We start from the raw sequence: 12,120 nt of genomic DNA, 5'->3' as shown, positions 1-12,120 counted from the left end.
AGTACTAATTGCCCGTGAGGCTTGACCATATAACACCCAAACAATTTGTGGTGTCAGACCGTTGAAGTCGACAACAATCCGAAAATTTGCAGCAACTACAAAGCAATCACATACCCAATTCGGGATAACGCCTTAACCGCGATATCCCAGCTGAATCGCTTGACGACCATAGAGCATTGGAACCACCTGATCCCATCCCGAACTCAGAAGTGAAACGATGCATCGCCGATGGTAGTGTGGGGTTTCCCCATGTGAGAGTAGGTCATCGTCAAGCACCTATACCAAAACCCCCGATCAGGCAACTGATCGGGGTTTTTATTTGTCTGGATTAAACTTCGCTGATGCTTTCGGGCTGCGTCTCCACTGCCCTTATTCAGGCTAGAACTCTCTCTGGATTTTGTTCTGAACAGCTTCAGGCAGCTCTGCCGCTGCAAGCATGTGCGGCTCGGCATGCATCTAGGCACGTTGCACGATTGTAAGGTTCTGAGTGTTATCACCGCACTGATGTTGCTCTGTGTGGTTTCTTCGCATGGGGCCTCGCCTGAACCTCGTCGCCTGCTCTGTTGTTGCATGCTTGTCTACAGAAGGGGCTCAGTGGTTTAACGTACGCGGAGATCGTGGATGGTTAGCTGTGTGGGCTGCTGCGAAGTGCTCCTTGCGTAGGCGCGCGCTATGACGTCTAGGCGTGTTTGAAACTGAGGGCTAAGTTCGTGTGAGAACTTGCTAATTGATGCGCTGTAGGGCGTTATCTCGCGTCAGGAGTAACGGGGTTGTCGAGCTTCTTTTCATGCTGCGATAAATAGATCTTCAGAAACAACAAACCCCGCACAAGGCGGGGTTTGTTTATTCAGCGTAACGGCTTAGAACGCAGGCACTACAGCGCCTTTGTACTTGTCGTTGATGAAGGCTTTAACGTCTTCGCTCTGCAGAGCTTTGGTCAGCTTCTGTACAGCTTCGCTGTCCTTATTGTCGCTGCGAGTGACGAGGATGTTTACGTAAGGCGACTCGCTGCCTTCGATGGCCAGTGCATCCTTGGAAGGATTCAGTTTGGCTTCCAGCGCGTAGTTGGTGTTGATCAGTGCCAGGTCGACCTGTGTCAGTACGCGGGGCAGGGTAGCTGCTTCCAGTTCACGTACTTTGATGTTCTTCGGGTTTTCCACAATGTCTTTCGGCGTAGCCAGGATGCCTGCCTCAGGCTTCAGCTTGATGACTCCGGCTTTCTGCAGCAGTAGCAGGGCACGGCCACCGTTGGTTGCATCGTTAGGGATGACGACATTGGCGCCTTCTGGCAGCTCATCCAGGGTTTTAATCTTGCTGGAGTAGGCACCGAATGGCTCTACGTGGATGCCGGCCACGCTGACCAGATCGGTCTTACGGCTCTTGTTGAACTCGTCGAGGTAAGGCTGATGCTGGAAGAAGTTGGCGTCCAGGCGTTTCTCGGCGACCTGTACGTTCGGCTGAACGTAGTCGGTGAATACCTTGATCTCCAGTTCAACGCCTTCTTTAGCCAAGGTCGGTTTGACGAACTCGAGCAGTTCGGCGTGTGGAACGGCGGTAGCCGCGACGGTCAGGCTTTCAGCGTTGGCGGAGAAAGCAGCCAGTGCAGCAAATGCAGCGATAAGTTTCTTCATGACTCACTCCTTGTTGTGATTTCTATAGCGACTACGTGCCGCCCTACTTTCTTGAAAAATGCACGACTAGCTTGTCGCCAGCCGTTTGTAAAATTTGAACCAGAACCAGCAGCAGGATGACGGTTACCGCCATCACATCCGGTTGGTAGCGCTGATAGCCGTAACGCACGGCCAGATCACCCAGGCCGCCACCGCCGATCAAACCGCTCATAGCTGTGTAGGAGACCAAGGTAATGGCGGTTACGGTTATGGCGGCGATGATGCCCGGCAAGGCTTCAGGCAGCAGAGCATTGGTGACGATTTGGCGCGTGGTGGCCCCCATGGCCTGGGTGGCCTCGATGATGCCGCGATCGACTTCGCGCAGAGCAGTTTCCACCAAGCGGGCGAAGAAGGGCGTGGCACCGACCACTAGTGGCGGAATCGCGCCGGCAACACCCAGCGAGGTGCCGGTGATGATCACGGTGAAAGGGATCATCACGATCAACAAAATCACAAACGGCACTGAGCGTAGGATATTCACGATCAGCGAGAGTACGCCGTATAGAGCTTTCTGTTCGAACATCTGGCGCGGGCCGGTGAGGAACAGCAGTACGCCCAGCGGTAGGCCGAGCAGCACGGTGAACAGCATGGAGCCACCAAGCATGCTCAGGGTGTCGATACTGGCGTAGCCAATCTCTTCCCAGTCGACGTTGGGCAGCAATTGAGTGAGTAAGGCTTCCATTAGCGCAGCACCTCCAGATGCACATCAGCGGCGGCAAAGCGCTCAAGGGCAGCGTCGGTGTCGCCGCCGGTCAGGGCCAGGGTCAGTTGGCCGTAAGGGGTGTCCTTGATACGGTCGATGCGTCCGGCAAGGATGCTGTAATCCACACCTGTTTCACGGGCCACGGTACCCAGCAGTGGCGCATAGGTGGCGTCGCCCTGGAAGGTCAGGCGCAGGATTCGGCCTGTGACGTTATCGAAGTCGGCATGTTGGTCATTTTCATCCACATGCTCGGCTTCCTGAACGAAGCGCTTGGTGGTTGGGTGTTTTGGGTGCAGAAAGACTTGCGAAACTGGCCCCATCTCGACGATGACACCTGCGTCCATCACTGCAACGCGGTCGCAGACGCGGCGGATAACATCCATCTCGTGGGTGATCAGGACGATGGTCAGATTCAGTTCGCGATTAATCTCGGCCAGCAGTTGCAGGACCGATGCCGTGGTCTGCGGGTCCAGTGCGCTGGTGGCTTCATCACACAGCAGAATCTTGGGATCGGTAGCCAGAGCGCGGGCAATGCCGACGCGTTGCTTCTGCCCACCGGACAATTGCGCGGGGTATTTACGCGCATGGTCGCTCAGGCCGACGCGGGCCAGGAGCGAGGCCACACGCTGGTCGATCTCGTTGCGAGTCAATTTACCGGCCAGTTTCAGCGGCAGGGCGACGTTGTCCGCTACGGTTTTCGAAGACAGCAAGTTGAAGTGCTGGAAGATCATGCCGATCTGCTGACGCAGTTCGCGCAGGCCGTCGGCGTCCAGTGCGGTGGCGTCTTCGCCGTCGATCTCGATACGTCCGCCGGAAGGCTCTTCAAGGCGGTTGATCAGGCGTAGCAGAGTGCTTTTACCGGCGCCGGAATGGCCGATGATGCCGAATACCTCGCCGCGGGCGATCTGCAGGTCGCAGGGTTGTAACGCGGGGATGTCCTGTCCACTGACGCGGTATGCCTTGTGGACCTGATGAAAGTTGATCACTGATAAAACCTTTTGGGTTCTTGAATACGCCGGGTAGGCATAAGTGGTGGCTAGTCTACCCAGCACTTCTTAGGCCGCAAAAATCTTTGTAGACCTATGTTTATAGCTAAATTGCCTGAGCAGTTCTTATCACCAGAGTGCTCATGTTCCGATGCCTCGCTGCATTCAGGGGCAATCTGTCACAGGGACCGCTCAATACTTCGGCAGGAGGATCAGCCGTGGGGTTAACTGCTCGGGGTCAACTTCTGCGCTGTACAGCACTTTGAGCCCCGGACTCAACTGCAAGATGCGGCCATCAAGCGCTGCTGTGAGCATGGCTACATCCTGACTGTCACGAACTTCGATGCGTACCGAACGGGCGGACTGGACGACCTCAGCAGCGACCTCATCCAACACCTGACTCAAGGTCTCAGAATCATCCAGTGCTGGCAGTTCGATGACGATGCTGTTGGCGTGAGCGATGGCCTGATTGATGCCGGTGGTCAGGGCCGGTGCTTTGGGCAACAGACCACGGGCACGGCTCAGTGCGCTGGCGGCGGTGTTCACGTCGCCTTTTTGCAGAGCGCTTTGGCCGAGTTGCAGGTAAGCATCAGCGAGCAGGCGCTGGTAGCGCTCCAGTTCAGATTTGCTGCCGGCGCTTTCTTGCAAGTTTTTAAGTTGGCTCTCAGCGGATTCCAGATCACCCTTTTCAAGGGTTTGCTCGAACTGCTGAAGCGCATGGGATAGGTCTTCGCGGGCGGGCTCTGCCGGCTGCGGGGCGCTCTGGCATGCGGCCAGAAGCGAAACTGCAAACAGAAAAATGCCCCTTAAAACCAACGGAATCATGGCGGCGCGTCTCGAGTTGTTCAAAAAACGTGCAAGTTTACACCGCACAGACTAACTACACCAAATCAGTCAGGCATTACGCTTGGGCAGCGCAAAGCTCAGAAGAAATAGTGCCGCAGCGGTAACAACAATGGATGGCCCGGCCGGAGTGTCTTTGAACCAAGACAGGCTCAGGCCTCCGCAGACGGCAACAATCCCCAGTAGACTGGCACCCAGAGCCATTTGCTCAGGTGTGCGTGCATGCCGCTGGGCTGCCGCAGCCGGGATGATCAGCAGCGAGGTGATCAGCAGCACGCCGACTATTTTCATTGCCACGGCAATAACCACGGCAATCAGCAGCATCAAGCCGAGGCGGATTGCAGCCACAGGCAGCCCTTCTACTCTGGCCAGCTCTTCATGCACTGTGATGGCCAACAGGTGTCGCCACATCAGGGAGATTACGATCAGAACCAAAGCGCTGCCGCCGATGATCCAGGCCAGATCGGTCGGCCCTACTGCCAGAAGATCGCCGAACAGGTAGCTCATCAGGTCGATACGCACATCCTGCATAAAGCTCAGGGCGACCAGTCCCAGGGACAGTGTGCTGTGGGCAAGAATGCCCAGCAGGGTGTCGGAGGCTAGTGGCTGCCGGCTTTGCAGTGTTACCAACAGTGTGGCGAGTAGAACGCAGCCGACAGTTACTGCCAACGTCGGACTGACATCTAACATCAGACCCAGTGCGACACCGAGCAGCGCAGCGTGGGAGAGAGTGTCACCAAAGTAGGCCATGCGCCGCCAGACGACGAACGAGCCCAACGGTCCGGCAACAAGTGCCAGCGCCAAGCCTGCGAGCAAGGCGTAAAGGAGAAAATCAGGCATGCTTACAGCCATCTCCGTGGATGTGAGGTTTGACTAGGCCTTTGATGACCATGCCAGGTTTGTCTGGGGCCACCACGTCGCCGTGGGTGTCGTGCTCGTGATCGTGGTGGTGGGTATAGATCGCCAGGCTCTTGGCGTCCTGACCGAACAGCTCGACAAAGGCCGGATCGAAGCTGACCTGTTCAGGGTGGCCTGAGCAGCAGACATGACGATTCAGGCAGACCACCTGATCGGTCGTGCTCATAACCAGGTGCAGGTCGTGGGAGACCATCAGGACGCCGCAGCCGTAGCGGTCACGCAGCTGGGTGATCAGTCGGTACAGTTCGGCCTGACCGGCTACGTCGACACCTTGAACCGGTTCGTCCAGTACCAGCAATTCAGGCTTGCGCAGTAGGGCGCGGGCGAGCAGAACGCGCTGCAGCTCGCCGCCAGAAACGCTTTGTAGCGGGCTTTCGATAATGTGCGCTGCGCCCACTTCCGCCAAAGCCGCTTCGATGGCCGGGCGGTTAGCGCCGGGTACCAAGCGCAGGAAGCGCAGTACCGAAAGTGGCAGGGTCGGGTCGACATGCAGTTTCTGTGGCATGTAACCGACACGTAGCTTCGGCTTGCGCCAGACACTGCCGGTGCTGGCTTTGAGCAGGCCGAGCACGATGCGCACCAAGGTGGTCTTGCCTGCGCCGTTCGGTCCGATCAGGGTGACGATTTCACCAGGTTTGACCTTAAGTTCAACTGTCTGCAGGACGTTCTGCCCTGATAACGTCACGCTGACCTGACTAAGGCTGATCAGGTTGTCGTTCATGCCGGCTCCCGGCAGCCAGAGCACAGGCCAACGACTTCGACTGTTTGGCTTTCAACAGCGAAGCCAACGCCGGCTGCGCTGTTAACGATGGCGCTGCTGATCTCGGCATTCTCTAACTCAATGGCTGCATGGCAGGTGCGGCAGATCAGAAACTGACCCTGATGAGCGTGCTCAGGGTGGCTGCAGCCGACAAACGCGTTGAGGGAGGCAATGCGGTGAACCAGGCCGTTCTCCAGCAGAAAATCCAGGGCCCGATAAACGGTTGGTGGTGCCGCGCGGCGGCCGTCGGATTCGCTCAGAACCGCCAGAATATCGTAAGCCCCCAGCGGTTTGTGACTCTGCCAGACCAGCTCTAGCACGCGCTTGCGCAGTGCGGTAAGGCGCAGCCCCTGACGTTCGCAGATGCTTTCCGCTTCGGCCAGTGCGTGGCTGACACAGTGGGAGTGGTCGTGGGGACGTGAAGCCAAGGGTGCTTGAGTCATGGTCATCCGGCCAAAGACGAAAGAAGTGAGAGACGTTATTATATTACTTCACCCTTATCCTTGAGTGTGCCGTCTTGCGCCTTTTGTCCGCTATCAGTCTGATCTTCGTCTTATTTGTCCCCAGTCTTGCTGTACAGGCTCAGCCAGTTGAGGTGCTGACCAGCATCAAACCGCTGCAACTGATTGCCGCTGCGGTGCAGGATGACCTTGGCCAGCCTGAAGTGCTGCTGCCGCCAGGTGCTTCGCCACATCACTATGCCTTGCGACCGTCTGACGTACGCCGCGTGCGGGAGGCCGACCTGATGTATTGGATCGGTCCGGACATGGAAACTTTCCTTATGCGTGTACTCGAAGGGCGCAGCCGTCCCGATGTGCCTGTACAGAATTTGAGTGGCCTTACCTTGCGCCATTTTGCTGAGTCGGACGATCACGGCGACGAGCACGAGCATGATGGTCACGATCACGGCAGCGAGCTGGCCGCCAAACACGATCATGACCATCGTCCTGGGAGCTTAGATGCGCATCTGTGGCTGCTGCCGGCTAATGCCAAAATCATTGCGGCCAAAATGGCGCTGGACCTGGCTGAGCTCGACCCTGCTAACGCTGAGCGCTATCAGGCCAATGCGCAGGCCTTTAACCAGCGTCTGGATCAGCTGGACCAGCGCATCAAGGCGCAGATCAAGAGTGTCAGCAACAAGCCTTATTTCGTTTTTCACGAAGCGTATGACTACTTTGAGAGCGCCTACGGCCTGAAGCATACCGGTGTGTTCAGCGTGCTGGCGGATGTGCAGCCCGGCGCACGGCATGTTGCCGCCATGCGTGAGCGTTTGCAGCAAACCGGTCCGGCCTGCATCTTCAGTGAGCCGCCACTGCGTCCTCGTTTGGCGCAGACATTGAGTGAAGGCTTGCCGGTTAAATTGGCAGAGCTGGATGCCATGGGCGGCTCTCTGCCTGCCGACAGCAGTGGTTATGAAGCCCTGATTGAGAATCTGGCAAATGAGCTGGTCGGCTGCCTGAACTCGCTTTAATAAGCTCCGCTGCGGGAGTTCCTGTGTTCAGTAAAGATTTTTCAGGTTATGCCTGGCCACAGCACCGACCAGCGTAGTGGTGACTTTGCCGAGCGGTCCTTTGCCGTTCTGTGCTCTGAGTATTTTTGAAAACGCTGGAGTATCGCCTTCCTGCAGGTCGCTGTCGGGCTGCGAGGGGGCGCTTCTAGCAGCGAGCTGTAACGCTGGAGGCGATAGCGTTGCATGCGCAGTACTGTCCAACGGCAGGAACTTGTGGTTGATTGCCAGTGCTGCGAGTAGATTCGGGGCGGCGTTGAGCGTTGCGGTCCTGGTCACTGTCAGAGCAAATCCGCAGCTTAGGATCAAAAACGATACCGTCACCCTGCCGCCTTCTTCATTCTGCCGGAAACGGCTGTGGCCGCTGTCAGCGAAAATCTGGGCTTTAACGATGTCAGCACGTTTTACCGGGCCTACAGACGCTGGTTTGATCGGTCGCCCGTTCTGAGCCGGGCGACCGTAACAGCAGAGGCTAAAGTCTAGAGCGCCAACGGCAGCGGAAGGTGGGTCTTCAGGCGATGAGTCAGGCGCTGTTCAAACTCAGCTGGGTCGTGAATCAAAACCTCTTGCCCGGCAAACGATTGCGCAGCAATCAGGCGTGACAGCCAGAAGCGAACGCAGGCAATGCGCAGCATGCACGGCCATAGTTCAGCTTCGGTGGCGGTGAATGGGCGCTGGCTGGCATAGGCGCCTAGCAGTGCCTGGCTTCTTTTCTCATCCAAACTGCCGTCTTCGTTGGAGCACCAGTCGTTCAGAGCGATCGCCAGATCGTAGAGCATCGGCCCGGAGCAGGCGTTATAGAAGTCGATTACGCCTGCCAGATGATTGCCATCAAACAGCGCGTTGTCGCGGAACAGATCAGCGTGCAGATTGGCTTTGGGCAGGGCTTGCAGGTGCGGCTGCAATGACTGGATCTCGTCCAGCACACTAGTCAACAGGGCCGCTTGATGGGCAGATAAGTGCTGCGCCTGAGCCGGGCCTTCATTCAGCATCCACTCCAGCCCCCGGTCACTCTGGCGGCTCAGCGGGTTGTCGCGTGTGGCCAGGTGAATGCGTGCCAGCAGGCTGCCCACCTCCTGACACTGATGGGCATTGGGTGCCTGGACATGCTTGCCGCTCAGTCGTGGCTGCAACAAGGCTGGTTTACCCGCCAGGCTACGCAGTGCATTGCCGTCAGTTGTGCGCAGCGCGTAGGGCACTGGCAGGCCGGCAGTGTGCAGAACGTCCAGCAGTTCAATAAAGAACGGCAGATCGGCGCTTGGTCCCCGCTCGATCAGGGTTAGTACAAACTCGCCCTGTTCAAGGCTGATGAAAAAATTGCTGTTCTCACTGCCGGCTGCAATGCCCTGAAAGTCGATCAACCGACCCAGGTTGTAGGGCGTGAGAAATGCTTCGAGCTCTGTGCGCTCAAGCGGGGTAAACACCGACATTACAAAGTTGCCTTCTTACCAACTAAAAATTTCCCAGGCCGGAATCAACATATCCGGGCTGTCCGAGCGTATGAACTTGCCGTCGCTGCCATCGGCTCGCACCAGGAAGTAGGGCTTGCCGTTTTTCGGAGTGACTTTAATCGCGTACAGGAAACCATTGAGACGGTATTCGTGGATGGTGCGATCACCGTCCTGACGAATGGTTACATCCGGTTCCGCGCTGACAGGTTCTTCTGCGTGGGCAGTCACGCAAGTAACCGCGAGGAGTCCGGCCAGCAACAGGCTATTCAGTGTACGCATGATACCCTTACCTTTTTGTTTGCAATGGTGTGGCCATTCTAGCCTCGCCCCCGCTGAAAAGGTTGATCTTGAACATGAGCCAAGCTCCGTTAGTCCTCGTGGACGGTTCCTCTTACCTGTACCGTGCCTTTCACGCGCTGCCGCCGCTGACCACGTCCAAAGGGCTGCCAACCGGTGCGGTCAAAGGCGTACTGAACATGCTCAAGAGCCTGCGCAAGCAGTATCCGAAGAGCCCGTTTGCGGTGGTGTTCGATGCTAAAGGCGGCACCTTCCGCGATGAAATGTTCGCCGACTACAAGGCCAACCGCCCGTCTATGCCGGATGAGCTGCGAGTGCAGATTGAGCCTTTGCATGCCAGCGTCCGGGCGCTGGGCTATCCACTGTTGTGCGTTGAGGGCGTAGAGGCCGACGATGTGATCGGCACTCTGGCCCGCCAGTGCGCAAACAGCGGGCGCGATGTGGTCATCTCCACCGGCGACAAGGACATGGCGCAGTTGGTTTGCCCGCACGTTACGCTGGTCAACACCATGACTGGAAGCGTCTACGACATTGATGGCGTGAAAGAGAAATTCGGTGTCGGTCCTGAGCTGATCATCGACTACCTCGCGCTGATGGGCGATAAAGTCGACAACATTCCCGGCGTACCAGGTGTGGGTGAAAAAACCGCGCTGGGCCTGCTGACCGGCGTGGGTGGCGGGCTGGATGTGCTCTACGCCAATCTGGATAAAGTTCCCGAGCTGCCAATTCGTGGTGCTAAGACGCTGCCTGCCAAGCTCACTGAGCACCGGGAGATGGCCTATCTGTCTTACGCGCTGGCGACCATCAAACTGGATGTGCCATTGGACATCGAGATTGACTCCCTGCATCCAGGGGAGGCCGATGTACCTGCGCTGATGGAGCTGTACAGCGAGCTGGAGTTCAAGAGCTGGCGTGATGAGCTAGTGCGCAACAACCCAGTGGCCAAACCGCAGCCCAAAGCTCTGGATGATGACCTATTTGCGCTGACTCCGAGCGCCAGTGCGCCGCAAACCGCAGCTGAAAAGCCTGAGGCCGCAACTGATACGCCTGCTGAGCCTGTCCAGTCGGCTGTGTCGGGCGAGTACCGCTGCATCCTTACTCAAGACGACTTCGATGCCTGGTTGAAAACTCTCGAAGGCGCTGAGCTGATCGCATTCGACACTGAAACTACCGGGCTGGATTCGCAGCAGGCGCAGTTGGTCGGCCTGTCTTTTGCGGTCAAGGCGGGTGAGGCGGTGTATATCCCGGTCGCGCACTCCTATATGGGCGTTCCGGCGCAGCTGGATCGCGATACGGTGCTGAAGGCCCTGCAACCCATCCTGGAAAACCCGAACAAGCTTAAAGTCGGTCAGCACGCCAAGTACGACATGAACATTCTGGCCAATGCCTCTACGCCAATCAGCGTGCAGGGCGTGGCTTTCGACACCATGTTGGAATCTTATGTGCTGGACTCCACCGCTACGCGCCACGATATGGACAGCCTGGCCCTGAAATATCTGGATCACAGCACCATCCGCTTTGAAGACATTGCAGGCAAAGGCGCTAAGCAACTGACTTTCGACCAGATCGAGTTAGAGCAGGCTGCACCTTATGCCGCAGAGGATGCCGACGTGACGCTGCGTCTGCATCACCACCTGTGGAGTAAGCTGCAGGCTGAGCCGAGCCTGGCCAAGGTGTTGCAGGAAATCGACATGCCGCTGGTGCCGGTGCTGGCGCGTATTGAGCGTCAAGGCGCGCTGGTGGATGCCAATCTGCTTGGCCTGCAAAGTCAGGAACTGGGCGAGAAGCTGGTGGCGCTGGAGCGTCAGGCGTTTGAGATCGCCGGTGAGGAGTTCAACCTGGCTTCGCCCAAGCAACTGGGCGCGATCCTCTATGACAAACTGGGCCTGCCGGTTCTGAGTAAAACCGCCAAAGGCCAGCCTTCCACTGCTGAAGCCGTGTTGCAGGAACTGGCGGATCAGGACCACGAACTGCCCAAAGTACTGATGCAGTACCGCAGTCTGAGCAAGCTCAAGAGCACTTACACCGACCGCCTGCCGGAGCAGATCAATCCGCGCACCGGGCGTATTCATACCAGCTACCACCAAGCGGTGGCAGCGACTGGTCGTCTTTCTTCAACCGATCCGAACCTGCAGAACATCCCGATCCGCACCGCTGAAGGCCGCCGCATCCGCCAGGCCTTCGTCGCTCCCAAGGGCTACAAGCTGCTGGCTGCCGACTACTCGCAAATCGAACTACGCATCATGGCTCACTTGGCCAAGGACGAGGGCTTGCTGGAGGCCTTCCGCAATGGCCGTGACGTGCACAAGGCAACGGCGGCAGAGGTATTCGGTGTGCCGCTGGAGGAAGTCACCAGCGATCAGCGTCGCAGCGCCAAGGCCATCAACTTTGGCCTGATCTATGGCATGAGCGCGTTTGGTCTGGCCAAGCAGATCGGCTGTGACCGTAAGCAGGCACAGGCCTATATCGACCTGTACTTTGCCCGCTATCCGGGGGTTCAGGCCTATATGGACCGCACCCGGGAACAGGCTGCGGAACAAGGCTATGTTGAAACCCTGTTCGGCCGCCGTCTCTATCTGCCGGATATCCATGCGAAGAACCCGGCGCTGCGCAAAGGTGCTGAGCGCACTGCGATTAACGCGCCGATGCAAGGCACAGCCGCTGACATCATCAAACGCGCCATGGTCGCTGTGGATAACTGGCTGACCGAATCTGGGCTGGATGCCAAGGTCATCCTGCAGGTGCACGACGAATTGGTGCTGGAAGTGCGTGAGGATCTGGTTGAGCAAGTTACCGAGCAGATCAAACCGCTTATGGGCGGAGCAGCGGAACTAGACGTGCCGCTGTTGGTGGAAGTCGGTGTGGGTGGAAATTGGGACGAAGCGCACTAAGCTTGGAAACAGGTGCCGTTGATCACGCAGACGGGTTACCGGCACTTATTGCTCAATTGCCTTTTTTATCTGATATTTATAACTAATGGATTTA

General features: G+C 57.4%; 12 protein-coding genes and 1 rRNA gene. 3 read left to right on the top strand and 10 right to left on the bottom strand.

Features of this window, described 5'->3' with window-relative positions; all coding sequences use genetic code 11:
* Positions 1-158: 158 nt before the first annotated feature.
* Positions 159-274 (top strand): 5S ribosomal RNA (gene rrf, locus AO726_RS16565).
* A 586-nt stretch (positions 275-860) separates the two neighbouring features.
* Here the strand turns inward: rrf and AO726_RS16560 are convergent.
* The 7 genes from AO726_RS16560 to zur form a co-directional block, all read right to left on the bottom strand.
* Complete coding sequence (locus AO726_RS16560; protein ID WP_058069199.1) at positions 861-1,631, bottom strand: MetQ/NlpA family ABC transporter substrate-binding protein; 771 nt, start codon at positions 1,629-1,631, stop codon at positions 861-863.
* A 43-nt stretch (positions 1,632-1,674) separates the two neighbouring features.
* On the bottom strand, positions 1,675-2,352 hold the full coding sequence (locus tag AO726_RS16555; RefSeq protein ID WP_058069198.1) for a methionine ABC transporter permease: 678 nt from the start codon (positions 2,350-2,352) through the stop codon (positions 1,675-1,677).
* The gene (locus tag AO726_RS16550) at positions 2,352-3,359 is read right to left on the bottom strand and encodes a methionine ABC transporter ATP-binding protein (RefSeq protein ID WP_058069197.1); all 1,008 of its coding nucleotides are present in this window, start codon (positions 3,357-3,359) and stop codon (positions 2,352-2,354) included. The genes AO726_RS16555 and AO726_RS16550 overlap by 1 nt, the downstream gene beginning before the upstream one ends.
* 192 nt (positions 3,360-3,551) lie before the next feature.
* Complete coding sequence (locus AO726_RS16545; protein ID WP_058069196.1) at positions 3,552-4,184, bottom strand: hypothetical protein; 633 nt, start codon at positions 4,182-4,184, stop codon at positions 3,552-3,554.
* Between the two features lie 69 nt (positions 4,185-4,253).
* Positions 4,254-5,042: a zinc ABC transporter permease subunit ZnuB gene (gene znuB, locus AO726_RS16540; protein WP_058069195.1), complete on the bottom strand. Its 789-nt coding sequence runs from the start codon at positions 5,040-5,042 to the stop codon at positions 4,254-4,256.
* Positions 5,035-5,841: a zinc ABC transporter ATP-binding protein ZnuC gene (gene znuC / locus AO726_RS16535; protein ID WP_058069194.1), complete on the bottom strand. Its 807-nt coding sequence runs from the start codon at positions 5,839-5,841 to the stop codon at positions 5,035-5,037. The genes znuB and znuC overlap by 8 nt, the downstream gene beginning before the upstream one ends.
* Positions 5,838-6,323, bottom strand: coding sequence for a zinc uptake transcriptional repressor Zur (gene zur / locus AO726_RS16530; protein WP_058069193.1), 486 nt, complete (start codon positions 6,321-6,323; stop codon positions 5,838-5,840). Before zur ends, znuC begins: the two co-directional genes overlap by 4 nt.
* Positions 6,324-6,415: 92 nt before the next feature.
* Here zur and znuA point away from each other — a divergent pair, with 92 nt between their 5' ends.
* Complete coding sequence (znuA, locus tag AO726_RS16525) at positions 6,416-7,351, top strand: zinc ABC transporter substrate-binding protein ZnuA (protein ID WP_058069220.1); 936 nt, start codon at positions 6,416-6,418, stop codon at positions 7,349-7,351.
* A 27-nt stretch (positions 7,352-7,378) separates the two neighbouring features.
* Here znuA and AO726_RS16520 read toward each other — a convergent pair whose 3' ends face one another.
* The 3 genes from AO726_RS16520 to AO726_RS16510 all read right to left on the bottom strand — a co-directional run bounded on the left by AO726_RS16520 (position 7,379) and on the right by AO726_RS16510 (position 9,117).
* Positions 7,379-7,711, bottom strand: a complete 333-nt coding sequence (locus AO726_RS16520; protein ID WP_058069192.1) for a hypothetical protein — start codon at positions 7,709-7,711, stop codon at positions 7,379-7,381.
* A 155-nt stretch (positions 7,712-7,866) separates the two neighbouring features.
* Positions 7,867-8,817: a homoserine kinase gene (locus AO726_RS16515; protein ID WP_058069191.1), complete on the bottom strand. Its 951-nt coding sequence runs from the start codon at positions 8,815-8,817 to the stop codon at positions 7,867-7,869.
* A 15-nt stretch (positions 8,818-8,832) separates the two neighbouring features.
* On the bottom strand, positions 8,833-9,117 hold the full coding sequence (locus AO726_RS16510) for a DUF2782 domain-containing protein (RefSeq protein ID WP_058069190.1): 285 nt from the start codon (positions 9,115-9,117) through the stop codon (positions 8,833-8,835).
* A gap of 74 nt (positions 9,118-9,191) precedes the next feature.
* Here AO726_RS16510 and polA point away from each other — a divergent pair, with 74 nt between their 5' ends.
* The gene (polA, locus tag AO726_RS16505) at positions 9,192-12,026 is read left to right on the top strand and encodes a DNA polymerase I (RefSeq protein WP_058069189.1); all 2,835 of its coding nucleotides are present in this window, start codon (positions 9,192-9,194) and stop codon (positions 12,024-12,026) included.
* Positions 12,027-12,120 lie beyond the last annotated feature (94 nt).

Source organism: Pseudomonas sp. TTU2014-080ASC (genome assembly GCF_001446935.1).
Taxonomy (GTDB): Bacteria; Pseudomonadota; Gammaproteobacteria; order Pseudomonadales; family Pseudomonadaceae; genus Aquipseudomonas.
This window is presented reverse-complemented; position numbering and strand designations above follow the sequence as displayed.